Source organism: Kineococcus siccus, assembly GCF_009906795.1.
Classification (GTDB): Bacteria; Actinomycetota; Actinomycetes; order Actinomycetales; family Kineococcaceae; genus Kineococcus; species Kineococcus siccus.
In genome coordinates, this window is record NZ_JAAALN010000046.1 from 1 (window position 1) to 21,566 (window position 21,566).

General features: G+C 74.3%; 21 protein-coding genes. 3 read left to right on the top strand and 18 right to left on the bottom strand.

The window, feature by feature from the left end:
* The 18 genes from pilO to GTR02_RS07750 form a co-directional block, all read right to left on the bottom strand.
* The coding region (gene pilO / locus GTR02_RS07665) for a type 4a pilus biogenesis protein PilO (protein ID WP_166606894.1) at positions 1-625 on the bottom strand (625 nt) is incomplete at its 3' end.
* Between the two features lie 25 nt (positions 626-650).
* Positions 651-1,316 carry a PilN domain-containing protein gene (locus GTR02_RS07670; protein ID WP_166606895.1) on the bottom strand — a complete coding sequence of 222 codons (666 nt, stop codon included), beginning with the start codon at positions 1,314-1,316 and terminating at the stop codon, positions 651-653.
* The gene (gene pilM / locus GTR02_RS07675; protein ID WP_166606896.1) at positions 1,313-2,359 is read right to left on the bottom strand and encodes a type IV pilus assembly protein PilM; all 1,047 of its coding nucleotides are present in this window, start codon (positions 2,357-2,359) and stop codon (positions 1,313-1,315) included. The genes GTR02_RS07670 and pilM overlap by 4 nt, the downstream gene beginning before the upstream one ends.
* A 149-nt stretch (positions 2,360-2,508) precedes the next feature.
* Positions 2,509-3,318 (bottom strand): prepilin peptidase, encoded by an 810-nt coding sequence (locus GTR02_RS07680; RefSeq protein WP_166606897.1) that lies wholly within the window; start codon positions 3,316-3,318, stop codon positions 2,509-2,511.
* Complete coding sequence (locus tag GTR02_RS07685; RefSeq protein ID WP_166606898.1) at positions 3,305-4,894, bottom strand: RICIN domain-containing protein; 1,590 nt, start codon at positions 4,892-4,894, stop codon at positions 3,305-3,307. The genes GTR02_RS07680 and GTR02_RS07685 overlap by 14 nt, the downstream gene beginning before the upstream one ends.
* A gap of 7 nt (positions 4,895-4,901) precedes the next feature.
* Positions 4,902-5,585 (bottom strand): prepilin-type N-terminal cleavage/methylation domain-containing protein, encoded by a 684-nt coding sequence (locus GTR02_RS07690; RefSeq protein WP_166606899.1) that lies wholly within the window; start codon positions 5,583-5,585, stop codon positions 4,902-4,904.
* Positions 5,585-6,826 (bottom strand): prepilin-type N-terminal cleavage/methylation domain-containing protein, encoded by a 1,242-nt coding sequence (locus GTR02_RS07695; RefSeq protein WP_166606900.1) that lies wholly within the window; start codon positions 6,824-6,826, stop codon positions 5,585-5,587. The genes GTR02_RS07690 and GTR02_RS07695 overlap by 1 nt, the downstream gene beginning before the upstream one ends.
* A gap of 170 nt (positions 6,827-6,996) precedes the next feature.
* Positions 6,997-7,470, bottom strand: coding sequence for a prepilin-type N-terminal cleavage/methylation domain-containing protein (locus GTR02_RS24295; RefSeq protein ID WP_166606901.1), 474 nt, complete (start codon positions 7,468-7,470; stop codon positions 6,997-6,999).
* Between the two features lie 209 nt (positions 7,471-7,679).
* Entirely contained in the window at positions 7,680-8,936 is a 1,257-nt protein-coding gene (locus tag GTR02_RS07705) for a type II secretion system F family protein (protein WP_166606902.1), read from the bottom strand.
* A gap of 14 nt (positions 8,937-8,950) precedes the next feature.
* Positions 8,951-10,252 carry a type IV pilus twitching motility protein PilT gene (locus GTR02_RS07710; protein ID WP_240895272.1) on the bottom strand — a complete coding sequence of 434 codons (1,302 nt, stop codon included), beginning with the start codon at positions 10,250-10,252 and terminating at the stop codon, positions 8,951-8,953.
* Positions 10,253-10,312: 60 nt separating this feature from the next.
* The gene (locus GTR02_RS07715) at positions 10,313-11,173 is read right to left on the bottom strand and encodes a shikimate dehydrogenase (RefSeq protein WP_166606903.1); all 861 of its coding nucleotides are present in this window, start codon (positions 11,171-11,173) and stop codon (positions 10,313-10,315) included.
* A gap of 31 nt (positions 11,174-11,204) precedes the next feature.
* Complete coding sequence (mltG, locus tag GTR02_RS07720) at positions 11,205-12,311, bottom strand: endolytic transglycosylase MltG (RefSeq protein ID WP_166606911.1); 1,107 nt, start codon at positions 12,309-12,311, stop codon at positions 11,205-11,207.
* On the bottom strand, positions 12,311-12,931 hold the full coding sequence (gene ruvX, locus GTR02_RS07725; protein WP_338073651.1) for a Holliday junction resolvase RuvX: 621 nt from the start codon (positions 12,929-12,931) through the stop codon (positions 12,311-12,313). The genes mltG and ruvX overlap by 1 nt, the downstream gene beginning before the upstream one ends.
* Positions 12,932-12,934: 3 nt before the next feature.
* The gene (alaS, locus tag GTR02_RS07730) at positions 12,935-15,616 is read right to left on the bottom strand and encodes an alanine--tRNA ligase (RefSeq protein ID WP_166606904.1); all 2,682 of its coding nucleotides are present in this window, start codon (positions 15,614-15,616) and stop codon (positions 12,935-12,937) included.
* Between the two features lie 73 nt (positions 15,617-15,689).
* Positions 15,690-15,923: a hypothetical protein gene (locus GTR02_RS07735; protein ID WP_166606905.1), complete on the bottom strand. Its 234-nt coding sequence runs from the start codon at positions 15,921-15,923 to the stop codon at positions 15,690-15,692.
* Complete coding sequence (locus GTR02_RS07740; RefSeq protein ID WP_166606906.1) at positions 15,920-16,276, bottom strand: DUF948 domain-containing protein; 357 nt, start codon at positions 16,274-16,276, stop codon at positions 15,920-15,922. Before GTR02_RS07740 ends, GTR02_RS07735 begins: the two co-directional genes overlap by 4 nt.
* 79 nt (positions 16,277-16,355) lie before the next feature.
* Positions 16,356-16,895, bottom strand: coding sequence for a type II toxin-antitoxin system PemK/MazF family toxin (locus GTR02_RS23740; RefSeq protein ID WP_166606907.1), 540 nt, complete (start codon positions 16,893-16,895; stop codon positions 16,356-16,358).
* 56 nt (positions 16,896-16,951) lie between these two features.
* Complete coding sequence (locus tag GTR02_RS07750; RefSeq protein WP_338073652.1) at positions 16,952-18,328, bottom strand: replication-associated recombination protein A; 1,377 nt, start codon at positions 18,326-18,328, stop codon at positions 16,952-16,954.
* Between the two features lie 165 nt (positions 18,329-18,493).
* Between GTR02_RS07750 and GTR02_RS07755 the strand changes: the two genes are divergently transcribed.
* The 3 genes from GTR02_RS07755 to GTR02_RS07765 all read left to right on the top strand — a co-directional run bounded on the left by GTR02_RS07755 (position 18,494) and on the right by GTR02_RS07765 (position 21,398).
* Entirely contained in the window at positions 18,494-19,036 is a 543-nt protein-coding gene (locus GTR02_RS07755; protein WP_166606908.1) for an STAS domain-containing protein, read from the top strand.
* Between the two features lie 98 nt (positions 19,037-19,134).
* Positions 19,135-19,887: a response regulator transcription factor gene (locus GTR02_RS07760; RefSeq protein ID WP_166606909.1), complete on the top strand. Its 753-nt coding sequence runs from the start codon at positions 19,135-19,137 to the stop codon at positions 19,885-19,887.
* On the top strand, positions 19,884-21,398 hold the full coding sequence (locus GTR02_RS07765; protein ID WP_338073653.1) for a sensor histidine kinase: 1,515 nt from the start codon (positions 19,884-19,886) through the stop codon (positions 21,396-21,398). Before GTR02_RS07760 ends, GTR02_RS07765 begins: the two co-directional genes overlap by 4 nt.
* Positions 21,399-21,566 lie beyond the last annotated feature (168 nt).

Here is a 21,566-nt window from a genome sequence, read left to right on the forward strand (position 1 = left end):
CGGCGGGGGTCGCAGCCGCGGGCGCGGCGGGGGTCGCAGCCGCGGTGAGCTCGGCCGTGAGGACGAACACCTTGCCGGTGATGGTCGCGGTGAGTCCCGTGGACGCCCCGCTCACGCTGCCCGTGCCGGCGGTCAGCCCGACGGTGTCGATGAGGAAGAACCGCGTCGAGTCGGCCTGCAGCTGCTCGAGGTAGAGCTGCACCTCGCCGAACGTGCCGGCGACCGTGACGACGACGGGGACGCTCACGACGCCGGGCGCCGTGGTCGCCGAGGGGTCGTAGGCGGTGGGCTTGCCCGGGACCACGGACGTCAGGGTGACGGAGGAGTTCAGCGCGGAGGACTCCAGCTGCCGCAGCAGCTGCGGGAGCTGGGCGTCGCCCGGCATGCTCGCGACGATCGCGGCGAGCCGCGCCTTCTGCTCGGGCAGCTGCTCGAGCTGGCTCTGCAGCTGCGCCTGGTTCAGCGCCAGCTGGTCGTTCTGCTGCGCCACGAAGTTCCGCTGGGTCGCGAGGTCCGCGGCCGCCGCCCGCTGGGGGCCGAGCAGCAGGAACCACGCGCCCACGAGGAGCAGCACGGCGATCACCGCGGTCGCGAGCGCCCACAGGGTGGACTTGCGCATCGTCATGGTCTGCACTCCGTCTCGGGCCGCGTCACTGCTGGTTCAGCAGGGCGTCGGGCGTGATGGTGGCCGTCGTCGTGTACGACACCCCGGCGGTGCCGGCGGCCGCGGTCGACGACGACACGAGGGGGTGCGCGAGCCCGGGGACCCGCGCCAGCCCCTCGAGGAGGGACGCGACGGCGTCCTGGGACGGGGCGGTGCCGACGACGGTCACCCCGCCGACCCCGGGCACGCCCAGCGGGTCGGCGGCGGGGACGATCCCCGCACCGCCGGGAGCGGTCGCGGCGGGGTCCAGCGTGAGCGTCATCGTGGTGACGGAGGTCGCGGCCGGGGTGTTCGCGGCGACGGCGTCGAGCATGCCGAACCAGCTGACGTCGAAGGCGGTGACGGCGCGCTGCGCGGAGCGGGCGGCGTCGAGCTGCTCGGCCACGACGGGCACCTCGCGGTACGCCGCCTGCTGGCGCTGCAGCTGCAGGGTGCGCGTCTGCTCGGCGGCCAGGGCGTCCTCCGCGGCGCGCACGTGGCCCGCGCCGATGACGGCGGCGAGCCCCACGAGGCCCACGACCGCGAGCAGGCCGGCGCCGAGGCCGAGCTGCACGCGCCGGAACCGGCGGGCGTCGTCGAAACCCTCCGGCAGGAGGTCGACCCGGGCGACGACGGACTGCGTCGCCACGGCTTCCAGGGTGGCGAAGCTCATGACACGACTCCGAGGGCGAGGCCGACGGGAACGGCGGCGAGGGGTTGCAGGAGCAGCAGCTGCTCCTCGTCGAGGCCGGTGCGGCCGAGGTGCAGCGGGGAGATCGGGTCGCCCGCGCGGGCGGGGATGCGGGTGGCCTCCTCGAGCCGCGCCGCGATCCCGGGCAGCAGCGAACCGCCGCCGGTCAGCACGATCCGCTCGGGCCGGTACTGCGGGTTCGAGGCGGAGAAGTAGTCGATGGACGAGCGGATCTCGTCGACGAACGCCTCGAGCATGAGGTCGACGGCGCTGCCGGTGAGTTCCAGGTCCTGCGGCGTCGCGTCCTCGGCGCCGTAGCGCTTGATGGCCTCGGCGAGGTCGAGGGGTACGCCGAGCCGTTCCGCGATGGCGTCGGTGACGTCCTGGCCGCCCATGAGCAGCACGCGCACGAAGCGGGGCACGCCACCGGAGTGCACGACGAGGTTGGAGACGCGGGAGCCGACGTCGATGAGGGCCTCGGTGGCCACCTCGCTGTGCGGGCGGCCCACGGACCGCAGCACCGCGAACGAGCTCAGGTCGACGGACGTGGCGCGCAGGCCCGCGGCCTCCACGGCGCGCACGTTGGACATCACCATGTCGCGGGCCGCGGCCACGAGGAGGCCGCGCAGCACGCGGGCGCCCCCGGAGTGCAGCTCCTCGGTGACGTGGAAGTCGATGACGCTGTCGGCGACCGGCATGGGCAGGTAGTCCTGCACCTGCAGCGGCAGCGACTGCTTGAGCTCCGCGGCGGGGACCCAGGGCAGGTCGACCTGGCGGACGACCACGCGCTGGTTGGCGACCCCGAGGGCGACCTTGCGGCTGCCGAACCGGCTGCCCTTCCAGAGCGCCTTGAGGGCGTCCACGACGACGGCCTGCTCGACGACCTCGCCGTCCTTCACGGCTCCCGGCGGGATCGCGACCTGGCCGAACTTCTCCAGCGTGGTCCCGCCCGAGCCGAAGGACAGCTCCGCCGCGCGCACTCCCGACGTCCCGATGTCGAGGCCGATCGCGGTACGTCGGGGCACGTCGTCTCCTCGGGGTGCGGTCCGCGCGTGCGGTCCGGCGGGGGTGGTGGCCCCTCAGTGATCGGTCCCCGGCGGCGCGGGCTTGAGCGTTCGGCGACGCGCAGTGACGCCGCAGGGGCCCGGCTGGGCCGGACGGGGCCGGGGCCGGCTCAGGCGGTGGGCCCGAGCCCGACCAGCGCGAGGTACCAGCCCGACAGGGGGGCCGCCACGACGAGGGCTGCCAGGGCGGCCGCGAGCATCGAGGGCCCGAAGGGGATGGCCGTGCGGCGACCGGCCCGGCCGCTGAGCAGCAGCGGCAGGCTCACGAGCCCGCCCAGCACGAACGCGAGGAAACCCCCGACCGCGAGGGCGTCCCAGCCCCACCAGCCGAGGTAGAGCCCGAGGACCCCCGCGAGCTTCACGTCGCCGAGACCCATGCCGCCCGGCCGGACGAACCACAGGACGGCGTAGAGGCCGAACAGCGCCCCGGCGCCGGCGAGCGCACGCAGGAACGCGGCCCCGTCGGCGCCCAGGAGGCTCGCCGCGCCGAGGAGCACGAGCGCCACGGGGTAGGACGGCAGGACGATCGCGTCGGGGAGGCGGTGCACGTCGACGTCGATGAGGGCCAGGGCCACGGCGATCGCCGCGAGGTAGAGGTAGGCGGGCAGCGCCCAGGACGGCCCCACGACGACGGCGACGCCGGCGAACAGCAGCCCGGTGCCGAGCTCCACCGCGGGGTAGCGCCGGCTGATGCGCGCCCCGCAGTCGCGGCAGCGACCGCGCAGCAGCAGCCACGAGAGCACCGGGACGTTGTCGCGGCCGCGGATCGCGTGGCCGCAGCCCGGGCACGCGCTGCGCGGGTGCACGACCGACTCCCCGCGCGGCACGCGGTGCACGACGACGTTGAGGAACGAGCCGATGAGCAGGCCCACGACGCCGCACAGGACGGCCAGCGCGAGGCCCGGGTCAGGGCTGGTCATACGTCGTCTCGCGGGTCCCGGTCAGGCCCGTCTTCTGCCCGCTCGCCGGGGCGTTCCACTTCTGCTCGGACCCGCCCGTGCAGGCGGCCGCGACGATGGTGGACCACTTGACGCCGACGACGCTGGGTTCCTTCTTCGGGCCGAGCGACAGGCAGCGCCCCCAGGTGTCGGTGAAGGTGTAGCTCGACGTGTAGCTGCCCGGCACCGCGTAGGTGCGGACGATCTGCTGGCGCGGCTCGGTCGCCGAGCAGGCGCTCGTGAAGGTCACGTCCCCGTCGACGACCGTCTGCGCCGGCACCTGCAGGCAGTACGTCCCCCCGTTCGTGACCGTGATGCGCTGGGGTGCCGTGGTCGACTGCCCCGCAGCCGGTTCGACGTAGGACCACTTGTGGTTCCAGGACAGCTTGGTCCCCCCGCTGGGGTCCTGCTTGCAGGGGTAGACGATCATGTAGGCGTAGGAGAGGTCCCCCTTCGTCACGTCCATGCACCGGCCGAACTCGAGGTAGTTGACGATCTGCTGGGTCTCGACCGACGCCGCACCCGCCCCCACGCTGGGATCGGGGCTGAAGGAGCCGTGCTCGGTGTCCGAGGAGCAGGTGCCCGACTGCAGCCGCGCCCCCTGGAGCTTCGTCGCGTCGGTCGTGGACGCCGTGAGGCAGTAGGCCCCGTAGTCGGAGGAGTTCTTGGTGCCGTTGCCGGCGGCGGCCTTCTGGCCCCTGAAGCGGGCGCCTCCCTCGTAGCTCCACTGCTGCTTGAGGTCTCCCACCGCACACGTCTGCAGCGTCGCGTCGACGCCCGAGGCCAGCGGCGCGGAGATGCACAGGGGGGTGCCGGTGAGCGTGCTCGCCAGCTTCAGGGCGTAGTCCTTGTCGTAGACCCAGGAGGTCAGGGCGCCGCCGGTCGGGCAGCCGGCCGCGGCGGTGTACGTGACCGTGACGCCGACCGCGGGCGAGGCGACCGTGAGGCAGAACTTCTGGTTGACCGAGAACATCCGGCCACCGGGGACGTTCTCGTTGGAGATCTCGAAGGCGTACAGCGACTCCATCGACCGGTCGCCGCTGTCGGCCGTCCGGCCCGCCAGAGGCTTCCCGCTCGCGGCGGAGGACAGCACGGCGAAGCTGGGGACGAGGGCCCCCGTGCCCTGCCCGGGGGTGCAGGTGATGTCGCGCAGGGCGCGCTCGTCGCGGGTCAGCGTGCTGGGGTTGGTGTCGAAGTAGCTGATCGTGACGCGGAAGGCGGCCCCGTCGGCGTTGTCGCCCACCGTTCCCGTCACCTCGCACGGCAGCTTCGTCGGGTCGCCGACGCGGCCCACCACCGTCGCGGTCCCCTCCGCCGTCCGGATCTGCGCGAGGGCGGCGTCCACGCCCGCCTGCGCCGCCGCGACGGTGCGCGTGGTCTTCTGCTGCATCTGGGTCGGCTGCACCTGCGAGAGCACGACACCGAGCACGAGCAGGCTCAGGGTCGCGGCGATCGCCATCGTCATGAGCACGAGGAGGAGGGCGACGCCCTCGTCGCCGCCGCGCGCGAGGCCGGCACGGCGCTCCCGCAGGAGCGTCCGCGCTCTGGTCGGCGTCATCACTGCCTCACGTCCTCGTCGTCGGGGCGCCGCAGACCGGTGAGTCGCTGACGCCGTCCTTGTTGTCGTCGCGGTTGCCGGGTGAGTCGGGGCCCGTGTTGGCCGCGACGAACGTCGTGGCCAGCTGCTCGTTGCGGCCGGCGCTGCGGGCGCTGCCGATGTCGACGGTCAGCCGGGCGCGCGTGCGGCTGAAGGCGACGTCGCCGGTGGCCGTGACCGTCGCCTCCCCCGCCGCGCCCAGCGTGAACGGGACCGCCTTGGGCGACACCGCGTCGACGTCGGTCCGCAGCCCCGTGGCCGTCGTGGTCCACGTCGAGGCGGGGGCACCGGAGGTGGGCCACGTGCGGTAGGCGAGGGTTCCCGTCGCCACGGAGTAGCGCCACTGGTAGCAGGCCGCCGGCACCTCGGCGGTCCCGGCGGTCCGGAACTCCACGAAGTAGCGCCCGTTGCTGGCCCCGGGCCGGTTGACGGCGTCGGCGGAGCGGACCTGCCGGTCGAGGACCGTGAACGACTTCCGCAGGGCGTCCGCGGAGGCGCCGACCTTCTGCACCCGGTTGGTGCCGGAGGACATGACGAGCAGCCCGGACATGAAGACCCCGAGCACGACGGCGAAGATGCTCATCGCGACCAGGAGTTCCGCGAGCGAGTACCCGGCGTCGCCGCGTCGCTCGGGGGCCGTGGGGCGCGGCATCAGGACACCGTCACGGTGATGGTCGTCTCGTCCGACGTCAACCCGCTGGTCGCCGTCGTGTTCCCCCGCGCCTGGTACTTCCAGGTGCACTTGCCCGCCGCGCCGGCCGTGAAGGTCAGGGTGCCGTTCGCGGTCCAGCTGGTCGCGCTGCAGGCGCCCGACGCCTGGCTGAAGGACCTCACGACGACCTTGTCGCCGTAGGTGGCCGGCACGTCGTTGGCCCCGAAGTCGAGCGTGCCCTTCGCCCCCGCCGCCACGCTCCCCGCGTCGGCGAGGACGTTGGGGACCACCGCGATGGTCAGCGTCGTGACCTCGGACGCCTGGCCGTCCGGGTTCCGCAGGGTGTACGTGAGGCTGTAGCTGCCCACGTCGTTCGCCAGGGGCGTGTAGGTGAGCTTCTTGCCGCTGCGGACGCCCTTGGCCGCGTCGTAGGCCACGCCGTCGACGAGGAGCTTGCCGCGGCTCACACCGCTGGACTGGATGGTGAAGCGGGTGCCGTCGCTGACGTTGCGGCCGGCGGTGACGATCTGCAGGTCCACGGCCACGGGTGCGGCGGCGGACTGCGCGGGCACGCGTCGCGGCGTCAGGCTGCCCACCGGCGGGGACGACACGATCCAGCGCTGGTCGGTCGTCGGGTCGACGAGCGTGGAGGCGCGGTAGGTGCACACGCCGGCCGCGCAGCCGGCGCCGCGGCCGGCGGTCCGCCAGGTGACCTCGACGACGACGCGGTACAGCTTCACGTAGCCGGGATCGGCCACGCCCGCCGCCGACCCGCCCGCGCGCGTGCAGGGGGCGCTGGCCGCCCCGGCGGCAGCGCGGTCGCGGTAGCAGTGCCCGATCAGGGTCGACGTCGAGTAGAGCTGGTTCGACACCGTGGCGCTGCCGGCGAGCGGCACCGCCTGCGCCACCGGCACCGCGGGCGCCGTGGGTGCGGGGCCGGTGCTCGCGCGCCACGTCAGCGCGAGGTCGGGAGCCGTGGACGCGCCCCACTGCGCGTCGACCGCCGCGGCGTAGCGCCCCTTGAGGAGGTTCGCGGGGCTCACGGAGCGGGCCAGCTCCAGGTGCTGCGTCGCCACGCCCACGGCGGCCTGCTGGCGCTGCAGCCCGGTGGCGGAGCTCGCACCGCGGATGAAGAACGTGAGCGTGGCGGCCGCCACGAGGGCGAGCAGGGCGAGGGCCACGATGACCTCGACGAGGGTGAACCCCTCGTCGTCCCCGGCCGGCCGCCAGCGGTTGCGCACGTCGTCTCCTGGCGTCGGGTGGTGGCGCCGGTGCGGCGCGGGTTCACCTGGTGGATCGGTCGTCGAGCGGGACCTCTTGAGATGAGGGGGACTCACGACCGCTGTGCGTTCTCTCGGACACAACGCAGGGCCGCGCCGCGGACGGCACGGCCCTGCGGTGGAGAAGGACGTCAGGGGGTCGCGGTCGCGGGGCCGCAGCTCGTCGTGCCCTTGGCCTGCAGGCCACCCTTGGCGCTGTTGAAGACCCACGCGGTCTGGGTACCCGGGGACTGGTCGGCGACCCGGGTGGCGATGACGCAGTAGGAGCCCGTGACCGTCGCCGTGCCGAGGGAGACCGTGTTGCCGGTCGAGATGTTGGTGGTCTGACTCGGCGACCCGGCGGCGCCCGAGAGCGTGACGGTCGTGCCGGAGACCGCCACGGTGCTCGGATAGGCCTGGTTGTCGACCGCGTAGAGCTCCATGGCCTGGGCGACCGTGTTCAGGTCGGACTTCAGGGCGGAGTCGACGGCCGACTTGCGCTGGTTGAGGAACACCGGGATCGCGATGGCCGCGAGGATGCCGATGATGATCATGACGACGAGGAGCTCGATCAGGGTGAAGCCCTGGTCCTTCTCGTCCATGGACTTGCGGAAGCGAGCGAGCATCAGGTGCTCCCCTTCGGTGAGTTGACTGAGCCGCTCGCACTGCGCGACCCGGCTGTGCACCGGTCGCGGCTCCTTACCCCGTGGTTCTCGGCCGATCGCGTTGAGGGCTTGAGCACCTGTTCGCCACGTCACCCGGGAGGCCCAACGCGGACGGCCGAGACGCACGACGGCCCGTGAGCGGAGCGCTCACGGGCCGGCGGGGCGGGTCCTCACTGGATGAGTTCGAAGACCCCGAAGATCGGCATGTACATCGCGATGATCATCGCGCCGATGATGCCGCCCAGGAAGGCGATCATCAGCGGCTCGATGAGGCTCGTCAGGGCCTCCGTCGTCGCCTCGACCTCCTGGTCGTAGAAGTCGGAGATCTTGTGCAGCATCTCGTCGAGGGCGCCCGTGTCCTCCCCGACCGTCATCATCTGCACGACCATGGGGGGGAACACCTTGTGCTCCGCGAGCGGCGCGGCCAGGGACCGACCCTGGCGGACGCTCTCCATGACGTCGCTCGCCGCGCGCTCGATGACGACGTTGCCGCTCGCGCTGCCCACGATCTCGAGGCTCTGCAGGATCGGCACACCCGAGCGCAGCATGGTCCCGAGGTTCCGGCTGAACCGGCTGAGCGCGATCTTCTGGACGAGGAGCCCGAAGATGGGTGCCCTGAGCAGCAGCGGCTCGACCACGTTGCGGACCGCGGCCCGGTTCTTCACCCGGCGCCAGACCAGCGGCACGACGACCGCGAGCACCGCGAGGACCGGGGCACCGACGCGCATCCCCGCCGAGAGGGTCACGAGGATCTGCGTCGGCAGGGGCAGGTCGCCACCCAGGTCGGTGAACATCGTCGCGAAGATCGGGACGATGAACAGCAGCATGCCGACCACGGCGGCGATCGCGATGACGAACACCACGACGGGGTAGGTCATGGCCGACTTCACCTTCGCCCGCAGCTTCACCTCGGCCTCGAAGTTCTCCGCGAGCTGGACGAGCACCTGGTCGAGGAAGCCGCCGACCTCGCCCGCCCGGACCATGTTGATCATGAGTGGCGGGAAGATGCCCGGGTGCTTCGCCAGAGCGGTCGACAGCGACACGCCGGTCTCGACCTCGCCGCGGACGTGCTGCAGCGTCGAGGCGAGCTTCCTGCTCGCGGTCTGGTCGGCGAGGATCGACAGGGCCTTCAGCAGCGACAGCCCGGACGACACCATGGTCGCGAACTGCCGCGACATGAGGGCCAGGTCCTTGAGGGTGACGCGCGTCGACCCCGGCATCGTGATCTCGACGTTGAGGCCGCGGCCGACCTTCGACTCCTGGACCGAGACCGGCGCCATGCCCTGGCTGCGGAGCCGGGCCACCACGGCCGTGGCGTCGTTGGCCTCCAGGCTGCCCTTGACGAGCTTGCCCGTGCGGTCGCGCACGGCGTAGTCGAACGTCTTCAGCTTGCTGTTCCTGGGCGGGGTCCTGGTGGCGGCGGCCATGGCGCTCAGTCCTCTCAGCGGCCCGTGAGGCGGCGGAACTCGTCGGCGGCGTGGCACTTCTCCAGGCCGTGCTCGAACGTGATCTGGCGGGTGCGGACGAGTTCGGCGAGGTGCTGGTCGAGGGTGTGCATCCCGAACTGCCCGCCGCTCTGCATGGCGGAACCGATCTGGTGGGTCTTGCCCTCGCGGATGAGGTTGCGGATCGCCGGCGTGGCGACGAGCACCTCGGTGGCGACGACGCGGCCGCGGCCGTCGGCGCGCTTGCACAGCGTCTGGCACACGACGCCCTGCAGCGCACCGGCGAGCTGGACGCGGATCTGCTGCTGCTGGTGCGGCGGGAACACGTCGATGACCCGGTCGATGGTCTGGGCCGCGTCCTGCGTGTGCAGCGTCCCGAACACGAGGTGCCCCGTCTCGGCCGCGGTCAGGGCGACGGAGATGGTCTCGAGGTCGCGCATCTCGCCGACCATGATGATGTCGGGGTCCTGGCGCAGGACGTGCTTGAGCGCGGAGCTGAAGGACTTCGTGTCCTCGCCCACCTCGCGCTGGTTCACGAGGCAGGACTTGTGCCGGTGGAGGAACTCGATCGGGTCCTCGACCGTCATGATGTGGTCCTTGCGGGTGCGGTTCGCGAGGTCCACGATCGAGGCCAGCGTCGTCGACTTGCCGGAACCCGTCGGGCCCGTGACGAGGACGAAACCCCGCTGCAGGCCCGCGAAGCTGCCCACGACGGGCGGGACGCCGAGGTCCTCGAGCGGCTTGATCTCGTAGGGGATGCGCCGGAACGCCACGCCCACGGACTCGCGCTGCCGGTAGACGTTGACGCGGAACCGCGAGTGCCCGGGGACCTGGTAGGCGAAGTCGAGCTCGAGGTTCGCCTCGAAGGTCTCCCGCTGCTTCTGCGTGAGGATCGCGTAGACCATGCGGTGCAGGTCGAGGGCGGCGAGCTTGGCGAAGCCCTCCATGGCGGTCAGCTCACCGGAGAGCCGGACGGTCGGCTGCGCCCCGGTGGTCAGGTGCACGTCGGAGGCGCCGAGCCGCAGGGCGGCGATGAGGACGTCGTTGACCTTCAGCGGCGGCGCCGTCACCGCGGCGTCGGCCGGCGCGCTGCCCGGGGCGGCCGGCCGGTGCTCGAGGGGGTCTGGGGCGAGGAGGGAGGCCACGTCGCGGCGCACCGCCTGCACGGGCACCCCGCCCGGCTCGGCGGCTCGCACGGCGGCCGGCCCGGTGTCCACCGGGCTGCTGCCCTGGCCCGCGTCGTCCATCTCGCTCCCCTCGACGGCGCCGCTGGTCGCGAGCGCTCCGAGGGACTGCATCGACCGCCGCGCACCCCGCCTTGAGCCGATCAGCGGCGCCGCCGCGGGGGGTGGACCCGCTCAGGCCTGGGCGCGGGCGCGCAGGGCCGCGAGACCCGCGGCCCGCATGGCCTCGACGGGCGGCGTGCGGCCCGTCATCAGCTGCACCTGGGCCGCGGCCTGGTGCAGCAACATCTCGAAGCCGCCGACGGCGACCCCGCCCCACGCCGCCGCCAGCGGCGTCGGCCACGGCGCGTAGACGACGTCGAGCAGGACGGGCCACCACACGGGCCGGAAGGGGCCGAGCAGCGCCTCCGTCATCGCGGGCGAGGCCCCGATGGGCACCGTGGACACCACGACGTCCGCGGTGAGGGCCACCGGGAGCTCCGCCCAGTCGCGCACGTCGAGCTCACCGCCGAGCCGGGCGGCGACGGCGCGCAGCTCCGCCGCCCGCGCCGGACTGCGCACGACGACGACGGGACGGGCGCAGCCGGCCTGCAGCAGGGCGACGACGGCCGAGCGCGCCGTGGCTCCCCCACCCAGCACGACCCCCCGCGCGACGCGCTCGGCGCCGGCCTCGGCGAGCGCGGTGACCAGGCCGATGACGTCGGTGTTCTCGGCGCGCAGCCGCACCCCGCGCCGGCCGGGCACGCCGCGGCGGTCCAGCCGCGGCTGCACGACGACGGTGTTGACGGAACCCACGGCCCGCGCGAAGTCGCTGACCTCGTCGACGAGCCCGACGATCGCCTGCTTCAGGGGCATCGTGAGCGACAGGCCCGCCCACGTGGCGTCCAGCGCGTCGACGACCTGCGGCAGCCGCTCCTCGTCGACCTCGAGGAGGTCGTACTCCCAGCCGTCCAGCTCGAGCGCCGCGTAGGCGGCGCGGTGCAGGGCCGGGGACAGGGAGTGCTGGATCGGTGAGCCGCAGACCGCCGCCCTCACGGCCGGGGCCCGGAGTCGGTGCGCGGAGCGCTCACCCCTGCGGGTTCTCCCTCAGGTACTGCCGGAACAGCTGCACGTTGGCGGCGTGCTCGGCGTCGGTCGTGGCGAAGCGGGTCTCCCCCGTCGCCAGGTTCACCGTCACGAAGTACAGCCAGGGGCCCGGCTCCGGGTTGATGGCGGCCCGCAGGGCGTCCTCGCCCGGGTTGCTGATCGGGCCCACCGGCAGGCCGGGGTTGCGGTAGGTGTTGTACGGCGAGTCCGTGGCGCGCTCGGCCTCGGTCGTGGTGACCGTGCTGCCGTTCACCGCGTAGCTCACGGTGGAGTCCAGCTGCAGCGGGCGGTCCGCCGCGAGGCGGTTGTCGAGCACCGTCACGACCTTGGCCATGTCCTCGGGCGTGCGCGCCTCCTTCTGGGCGATGCTCGCCTTGACCACGACGTCGTGCACCGCGTCGGCGGGGACGCCCAGCTCGGCCAGCGCCTGGTTCGTGCGCGCCACCATGCTCGACAGCAGCTGCACCGCCGTCTCGTCGGGGTTCACGTCCCACGTCGCCGGGAAGAGGTAGCCCTCCACGGCGCCGTTCGCCGCGGGCGGGAGCCCCAGCGCCGCCGGGTCCTGCAGGGCGGCGTCGAGGTCGGCGCGCGTGATGGGCGTCTGCTCCGCGATGCGGTCGAGCACCTGGGTGGCGCGCAACCCCTCGGGGATCGTCAGCTTCGTGGTGATGCGGGCGGCCGGGTCGAGCAGCAGCGCCACCGCGGCCGCGCCGGACATCTCCTTCTTCAGCCGGTAGGTGCCCGGCTGGATGCCCGCCGTGTCCGGCTGCGCCGTGGCCGCCTTGACGAAGGCGCTCTGCGACTTCACGACGCCCGCCGCGGCCAGGGTCGCACCGATCCTCGTGCCCGTGTCCCCGGCGGCGACCCGGACGTCGACCTGGCCCGTGCCGGCGCCCTCGTAATCGTCGCTCGCGGTGACGCTCGCGACGAGCGGGCCCAGGGTGCCCCACGCGGCCCACGTGCCGCCGCCCAGCAGGGCGAGGGCCACCAGGACGACGACGAGGGTGCGGCGCCGGCGCACGCGGCGCCGCTGGCGCCGGCCGTGGCCGTCGGGGCGCGAGGACCCCGGCAGGTCCGTCAGGTCCATCACGCGTCCCGCCCTCCCTCGGCGTCGGTGCGCGCCGGGGTCGTGCCCGGCGCGGTCCCCGACGTGCTCGCCGACGTGCTCGCCGACGTGGCCGCCGGTGTCGTGTCCGCGCCAGCCTGCCGCCGCGCGGTCCGCGGCTTGCGGTTCCCGGTGCCGACCACCCGTCCGGGCGCACGTCCCGTGCTGCGCTCGACGTCCAGCGCGGCCTGCAGCAGCACGACGGCCGCGACCTGGTCGACCACCGCGCGGAACGACCGTTCGCGACGGCCCGCGGCGTGCAGCACGCGGTGGGCGTCGACGGTGCTGAGCCGCTCGTCCACCATCCGCACGGGGACCGGGGCGACGGCGCGGGCGAGCCGCCCCGCGTAGTCCAGGGCCCGGTGCGCCGCCGGCCCCTCGGAGCCGTCCATGGACAGGGGCAGACCGACGAGGACCTCGACGGCGCCGCGGCCGGCCGCCTCGCGGGCGACCTCCGCGACGTCCTCGTCGTGCGCGTCGTCGCGCACGAGCGTCCGCAGGGGGGTGGCGAGCATCGCAGCAGGGTCGCACGTCGCGACGCCGACGCGGACGCTGCCCACGTCGACGGCGAGTCGCACGCCCTGCCGGATGCCCTGCGTCACAGGTCAGGCGCTCCCGGTGACGCGCTGGCCCACGGCGTGCTCGATGCCCGCGAGCGCCTCGCCGACCTTGGCCGCGTCCTGGCCGCCGCCCTGGGCGACGTCGTCCTTGCCGCCCCCGCCGCCGCCGAGGGTCTTCGCGGCGCCGCGCACGAGCTCACCGGCCTTGACGCCCCAGCGGCGCGCCTCCTCGTTGGTCGCCACGACCACGACGGGCCGGTCCTTGGCGACGCCCGCGACGGCGACGACCGAGGGCCGGTCGTTGCCCAGGCGCGCGCGGACGTCGAGCACGAGGGTGCGCAGGTCGTCCGCCGAGGCGGCTCCCGCGTCGTGCACGACGACGGAGACGCCGAAGGTGTCCTTCGCCGCGGCCGCGACCTGCGGGGCCGCCGCGAGAGCCTGCCCCGCGCGCAGCTTCGCGATCTCCTTCTCCGCGTCGCGCAGGCGGGTCATGAGCGCGCCGATGCGGTCCGGCAGCTCCTCCGGGCGCGCCTTGACGACGTCGGTGAGCTGGTTGACCAGCACGTGCTCGCGGGAGAGGAAGGCGTACGCGTCGTCGCCCACGAGGGCCTCGATGCGCCGCGCGCCCGAGCCGATGGAGGACTCCGAGACGATCGAGACCAGCCCGACCTGCGCGGACGTGAGCGTGTGCGTCCCCCCGCACAGCTCCTTCGACCAGTCCCCGCCGATCGACACCACGCGCACCCGGTCGCCGTACTTCTCGCCGAACAGCGCCATGGCGCCCGAGTTCAGCGCCGACTCGCGGTCCATCACGTCGGCGCGGACCTCGAGGTCGTCGGTGACGCGGCCGTTGACCACGGCCTCGATGTCCTGCACGACCTGCGGGGCGACCGAGGAGGTGGCGGAGTAGTCGAACCGCAGCCGCCCGGGCGCGTTCTCCGACCCCGCCTGCGTGGCGGTGTCGCCCAGGTGCTCGCGCAGCACCTGGTGCACGAGGTGGGTCGCGGTGTGGGCGCGGCTGATCGAGCGCCGGCGGGTCGCGTCGACCTCGGCGTGCACGGCGTCCCCCGCGGTCAGCTCCCCGCTCGTGACGGTGCCCTTGTGCACGTACAGCCCGCGCACGGGCTGCTGCACGTCGTGCACCTCCACGACCGCGCCGGAGGCGGAGACGATGCGGCCGTGGTCGGCGAGCTGGCCACCGCCCTCGGCGTAGAACGGGGTGCGGTCCAGGACCACCTCGACGTCCTCGCCCGCCCGCACCGCGGGGGTCGAGGCGCCCGCGACGAGGAGCACGGACACCCGGGCCTCCGACGACGGCTCCTCGTAGCCCGTGAAGAGCACCGGCGCGGACAGGCTCTCCAGCAGCGCGCGGTAGCCCGAGAGGTCGACGCCACCGGCCCGCTTGGCGCGCGCGTCGGCCTTCGCGCGGTCGCGCTGCTCGGCCATGAGGCGCCGGAAGCCCGCCTCGTCGACGGAGACGCCCTGCTCCGCGGCCATCTCCAGCGTCAGGTCGATCGGGAAGCCGAACGTGTCGTGCAGCGCGAACGCGCGCTCACCCGACAGCGACGTCGCGCCCGCGGACTTCGCCTGGCGGACCGCGGTCTCGAACAGCGTGGTGCCCGAGACGAGGGTGCGGCGGAACGCGTCCTCCTCGGCGTAGGCGACCGCCGCGATGCGCTCGAAGTCGCGGCGCAGCTCCGGGTAGGACGCGCTCATGACCTCCATCGACGCGGGCAGGAGGTGCGGCAGCGCCTCCTCCTCGACGCCCAGCAGGCGCATGGCGCGCACCGCCCGGCGGATGAGCCGCCTCAGCACGTAGCCGGGGCCCTCGTTGCCGGGGGTCACGCCGTCGCCGATGAGCATGAGGGCGCTGCGGACGTGGTCCGCCACGACGCGCAGGCGGACGTCGTCGTCGTGCACCGCGCCGTAGCGCTTGCCCGACAGCTGCGCCGCGCGGTCCAGCACGGGCCGGACCTCGTCGATCTCGTACATGTTCTCGACGCCCTGCAGCAGGAACGCGACGCGCTCCAGCCCCATGCCGGTGTCGATGTTCTTCGCGGGCAGCTCACCCTCGACGTCGAAGTCCGTCTTGGAGCGGACCGCGGAGAGCTGGTACTGCATGAACACGAGGTTCCAGATCTCGATGTAGCGGTCCTCGTCGGCCTCCGGACCGCCCTCGGCGCCGAACGCGGGCCCGCGGTCGTAGTAGATCTCCGAGCAGGGCCCGCCGGGGCCGGGCTGACCGGTGTGCCAGTAGTTGTCGGCCTTGTCGCGGCGCTGGATGCGCTCCGCCGGAACGCCGATGCCGCGCCACAGGGCCTCGGCCTCGTCGTCGTCGAGGTAGACCGTGACCCACAGCCGCTCCGGCTCGAACCCCAGCCCCCCGTCGGCCTGCGGGGTGGTCAGCAGCGCCCACGCGAAGTCGATGGCCTCGCGCTTGAAGTAGTCGCCGAAGGAGAAGTTGCCGTTCATCTGGAAGAACGTGCCGTGCCGCGTGGTCTTGCCGACCTCCTCGATGTCGAGCGTCCGCAGGCACTTCTGCACGCTCGTGGCCCGCTGGTACGGCGCGGGCACCTGGGCGGTGAGGTACGGGATGAAGGGCACCATCCCGGCCACCGTGAACATGAGGCTGGGGTCGGTGGAGACCAGCGAGGCGCTGGGCACGACGGTGTGGCCCTTGCTCTCGAAGAACTCCAGCCAGCGGCGACGGATCTCTGCCGTCTGCATCGGATGATGCCTCCTGCTCGTGGTTCGGGGGTGCTGCTCGTGGTCCTGCGGTGGTCGTGCGGGTCCTGCGGCCCTAGGGGAGGTCCGGGTGCGACCCGGTGGGCTCCTGCACCAGTCTGCGCGCTGCCTCGACCGGCACGCCGCCCGCGTCGAGGCCCAGGGCGAGCCGCAGCTCCGCCTCGCGCTGCGCCGCGGCCTCGGTGACGGCCCCCGCGAAGGCCGCGAGCGAGCCGTGGCGGCGGCGCACCAGGACGGCCGCGGCGGCCACCACCGCGAGCGCTCCGCCGGCCAGCTGCCGGCTCGTCACGACCGCGCCCGGCCGCGCCGCAGCGCCGACCGCACGCCGTAGCTGAAGGCGGCCACCTTCACGACGGGCGTGCCCAGCGTGGCGGCGAACAGCCCCGTGAGGGCCGAGACGTTGGTGCTGACCTGCGCGGCGCTCGTGGTCACGGTGTCCACCTTCGCCAGCTGCGCGTTGGTCGTCGACACCGCCTCCGTCACCGACGCCAGGAGCGGTCCGGTGCTGTCGGAGATCTGCTTCACGGTCGCCCGGGTCTCGTCCAGGACGCGGCCCAGCTTCACGAGCGGGACGGCGAGGACGGCCACGAGGGCCACGAAGGCCAGCGCCGCGATCAGTCCCGCCCAGTCTCCTACCGACACGGCCTGCGACCCTACCCTGCGCGACCGCACCGCCGCCCCGCCGGACGCGGGGACCCGGCCCGCCGCCGGGAGGGGTCCCCTACCAGCCGTTGACCCGCCGGGCCTGCGCCACCACCTCGTCGAAGCGGTCCCGCGGCAGCGCGGCCCCCTCGCGGCGCACGTCCGCGGGCGAGACCGTGAGCACGCGGTCGACGCGGACCTCGCTGGGCCGGCCCTGCCGGTCCCAGGCCCCGGTGCCGACGTCGACCCAGCTGCGGCCGTCGGCGGGACGTCCGTCGTGGTCCCTGCTCGTCAGCATGAGCCCGACGAGGTCCGCGCCCGCGCGACCCACGACGAGGACGGGGCGGTCCTTGCCGCGCCCGTCGTCCTCCTCGTAGGGCACCCAGGTCCAGACGACCTCGCCCGGGTCGGGGGAGCCGTCGGCCCGCGGCGCGTACTCGACCTGCACGCCCCCCGCGGCGGCCGCGGCGCCCCCGCGCCGGGGCCGCGGGCGCTCCCGGCCCGCGGCGACGGTGTCGGGGGTCCGGCGGGGCGCCGCACTGCGGCGCTCGAGCTCGGCCAGGGCGGCGCGGCCGCCGACGGCGAGCAGCCGGGTGAGGGTGGATCGCAGACCGGGCACGCCCGGACCCTAGTTCCGCGGGTGGTGGCGCGTCAGCGGCCGCGGGTCGTGGCGCGTCAGCGGCCGCGGACGATGCGGCGCAGCCGGGTCAGGCGCTCGCGGACCTGCGCCTCGAACCCCCGGTCGGTGGGGACGTAGTAGTCCCTGCCCACGAGCTCGTCGGGCGCGTACTGCTGCTCGGCGACGCCGGCGGGGGCGTCGTGGGAGTACTGGTAGCCCTTGCCGTGGCCGAGGCGGGCCGCGCCGGAGTAGTGGGCGTCGCGCAGGTGCGGCGGGACGGTGCCCGCGAGGCCGCCGCGGACGTCGGCGATGGCCGCGCCGATGCCGGTGTAGACCGCGTTGGACTTGGGCGCGACGGCGTTGTGCACGACGGCCTGGGCCAGGACGATGCGCGCCTCGGGCATCCCGATCTGGGCGACGGCGTGCAGGGCCGCGACGGCCGTCTGCAGGGCGCTGGGGTCGGCCATGCCGACGTCCTCGGACGCCGCGATGACGATGCGGCGGGCGATGAACCGCGGGTCCTCCCCCGCCTCCAGCATCCGCGCCAGGTAGTGCAGCGCCGCGTCGACGTCGCTGCCCCGCATGGACTTGATGAGCGCGCTCGCGACGTCGTAGTGCTGGTCGCCCGCGCGGTCGTAGCGGACGGCCGCGCGGTCGAGGGCGGTCTCCGCGTGCACCAGGGTGATGCGCGGCGCACCGGCGGAGGCGTCGTCGAACGCGGTGCCCGCGGCGGCCTCCAACGCGGTGAGCGCCCGCCGCGCGTCGCCGTCCGCGAGCCGCACGAGGTGGGCGAGCGCCTCCTCCGACAGCTCCACCTCCCCCGCCAGCCCCCGCGGGTCCGCGACGGCCCGCTCGAGCAGGCCGCGGACGTCGTCGACGTCCAGCGGCTGCAGCGTCAGCAGCAGCGACCGGGACAGCAGCGGTGTCACGACGGAGAAGTTCGGGTTCTCGGTCGTCGCGGCCACCAGGACGACCCACCGGTTCTCGACCCCCGGCAGCAGCGCGTCCTGCTGGGCCTTGGTGAAGCGGTGGATCTCGTCGAGGAACAGCACGGTCTGGCGGCGGTAGAGGTCGCGGCCGTCGCGGGCCTCCTCCATGACCTTGCGGACGTCCTTGACGCCCGCGGTGACGGCGGACAGCTCGGCGAAGCGACGCCCGCCGGAGCGGGCCAGCACGTGGGCCAGGGTCGTCTTCCCCGTCCCGGGCGGGCCCCAGAGGATCACCGACGCCGGGCCGGCCCGGCCCAGGTCCTCCTCCGACGCCAGGCGCCGCAGCGGCGAGCCGGGGCCGAGCAGGTGCTGCTGGCCGACCACCTCGTCGATCGTGCGCGGGCGCATCCGGACGGCGAGCGGGGCCCCCGCGAGGACGGTGGGGACGTCGGGGCCGGCGCCGGGCTCGTCGTCGAGCCCGGGGCTGGAGAACAGGTCGGCCACGGCGTCACGGTAGCCGCCGGCGGCGCCGGTACCGGCGCGGCGCCGCGGTGCCAGCAGACCCACAGCCGGCACCGGACCCGTCCTCACGTCGCCGGTCGAGGCTCGTCGCGACCGCGGGAGCACCCGCCGGGGCACCCCGCCAGGCCACCGACCGAGGAGACCGCCGTGACCACCACCGCCACGACCAGCACCACCGACGACGTCCGCATCCGGCTCGTGAGCTGCGCCGGGGGCACGGCCCCGCGCGGCGCCGACCTGCCCTCCGCGGCGGCCCTCCTGCCCTCCACCGCCCTGCCCTCCACCACCCTGCCTTCCACGTCCTCGTCCTCGTCCTCCCTGTCTCAGAACGCCCTGCCCCAGAACGCCGGCGACGCGCAGGTGCCCCCGTCCAGCGTCACGACCCGCCGGCGCGGCGACGTCCTCGAGGTCGTCCTGCGCGGCGACGTCGACGTGCTGCTGACCGCGCGCCTGGACGAGGTCCTGGTCGAGGCCGAGACGCACTGCCACGGCCGCGAGCACCCCCGCGTCCGCCTGGACGTGCGCGCCGTGACCGGGGTGGACACCACGGCGGTGCGGTTCGTGGAGCAGCTCGACCGCTGCACCGCGCGGGCCGGTGGCTCGTGCGTGCACTCCCCCGCGCGCACGGCCGTCCAGCGCGTGCTCGCGCTGGCGCGGGCCGTCCCGACGGACCGGCTCGCCGCCTCCTGACGGTGCCGCGGGTCCCCGCCGCCGGGGCAACGAGCACTCACAGGTCCAGCACAGGGCTTCTCGGGACAGACCGCAGCATCGGGCCGGATGATCGAGGCATGACCGCGCCGACCGCCGCCCGCCGCACGGAGCTCTCCCGCCTCGACGGCACCGCCCTGCGAGTGCTCGTGGTCGACGACGAGTCGACGCTGTCCGAGCTGCTCAGCATGACCCTGCGCTACGAGGGCTGGGAGGTGCAGACCGCCGGCAACGGCCTGGAGGCCGTCCGGGCCGCCCGCACCTTCCGCCCCGACGCGGTGGTCCTGGACATCATGCTGCCGGACATCGACGGACTCGAGGTGCTGCGCCGCCTGCGGGCCGACGCGACCGACGTGCCGGTGCTGTTCCTCACGGCCAAGGACGCCGTCGAGGACCGCGTCGCGGGGCTCACGGCGGGCGGCGACGACTACGTCACGAAGCCGTTCAGCCTGGAGGAGGTCGTCGCCCGGTTGCGCAGCCTGCTGCGCCGCTCGGGCCTCGCGGCCGCGAAGCAGGAACCCGTGCTCGCCGTGGGCGACCTGGTGCTCGACGAGGACAGCCACGAGGTGACCCGCGCGGGCACCGAGATCCGCCTCACGGCCACCGAGTTCGAACTGCTGCGCTACCTCATGCGCAACCCGCGGCGCGTCCTGTCGAAGGCGCAGATCCTCGACCGGGTGTGGAACTACGACTTCGGCGGTCAGGCGAACATCGTCGAGCTGTACATCTCCTACCTGCGCCGGAAGATCGACTCCGGCCGGAACCCGATGATCCACACGGTGCGCGGTGCGGGGTACGTGCTGAAGCCGGCGGACGCCGCACCGCCCGCGTGAGCCCCCTGCGGACCCGGCTGACGCCGCAGACGCTGCGCAGCCGGTTGCTGGTGACGACGATCGCGCTGCTCCTGGGGGTGGGTCTCGTCATCGGTGCGGTCACGACGATCGCGTTGCGGCACACGCTGAACGGTCAGCTCAACGCGCAGGTCGACGAGACCGCGGGCCGGACCGAACGCCTCGTCGAGGGGCAGTTCCGCGGCGGCGGGCCGCCGGGCGGGGGGCCGCCCGGCCCCGGCGACACCACCACCGCGTGCCCGGCTGGCACCACCCGGGCGTTCGTCGGCCTGGGCCAGGTCGACGGCACGCTGTACGCGCAGTTCGCGGGCGGCCGGGTGGACCTCGCCGACTCCGGGGTCCTCGAGACCGACGCGGAGCAGGCCTGCAGCGTGCCCCTCACGGCGGCCCAGGCCGCGCCGCTGGGCGCCGTCGCCCGAAGCGGGCACACCACCGTCGACCTGCCCGGACTCGGGGCCTACCGCCTCACGGCGCGGGAGCGACCCGACGGTTCCGTGGCCGTCACCGGGCTGCCGGTCGCCGGGGTCGACCGGACCGTGCGCAACGTCCTGGCCGTCGAGGCCCTCGCCCTGCTCGTCGGTGTCGGCGCCGCCGCGGTCCTCGGCTCGCTGCTCATCCGCCGCGACCTCCTCCCCCTGCAGCGCGTCGCGGCGACGGCCGCCCGCGTCTCGGAGCTGCAGCTGGACCGCGGTGACGTGGGCCTGGAGGACCGGGTCCCCATGGCCGACACCGACGAGCGGACCGAGGTCGGTCGCGTCGGCCTCGCGCTGAACCGGATGCTCGACCACGTCCGCAGCGCGCTGGAGTCCCGCCACGACTCCGAGCTGCAGGTGCGGCAGTTCGTCGCGGACGCCTCGCACGAGCTCCGGACGCCGCTCGCGGCGATCCGCGGGTACTCGGAGCTGACCCGGCGCAGCCGCGACGCCGTGCCCGCCGACGTGCTGCACGCCATGGGACGCGTCGAGTCCGAGGCCGTGCGGATGACCGGCCTGGTCGAGGACCTGCTGCTGCTGGCCCGCCTCGACGCGGGCCGCCCCCTCGAGCGCGACCCCGTCGACCTCACGATGATCGTGCTCGACGCGGTCAGCGACGCCCGGGTCGCCGGGCGCGACCACACGTGGCGCCTGGACCTGCCCGAGGAGGCCGTCGAGGTCGTCGGCGACCAGGGCCGCCTGCACCAGGTGCTGGCCAACCTGCTTGCCAACGCCCGGACCCACACGCCCCCGGGCACCACCGTCACCGTCGGCATCCACCGCGCGGCCGGTGCGGCGCACCTCGAGGTCGTCGACGACGGGCCGGGCATCCCCCCGCAGACGCTGCCGCACGTCTTCGAGCGGTTCGCGCGCGGCGACTCCTCGCGTTCGCGGGAGGCCGGCAGCACGGGCCTCGGCCTGGCGATCGTCGACGCCGTCGTCGCCTCCCACCACGGTTCCGTCTCGGTCGCCAGCGCCCCGGGCCGCACGGCGTTCCGCGTGAGCCTGCCGACCGCGTGAACCGGCCGACCGCCTGACGCACCGCCCGACCCGGGTTCGGGTGGGCCACGGGCCCACAGGCCCACCACAGCGCCGCCCCACACCCCGTGGAGGTCGGCGGCCGACAGTCCTCCCATGACAGCGACGACGATCCCGCCCGCCCGGGCGGGCACCCCCCGACCGCGTCCC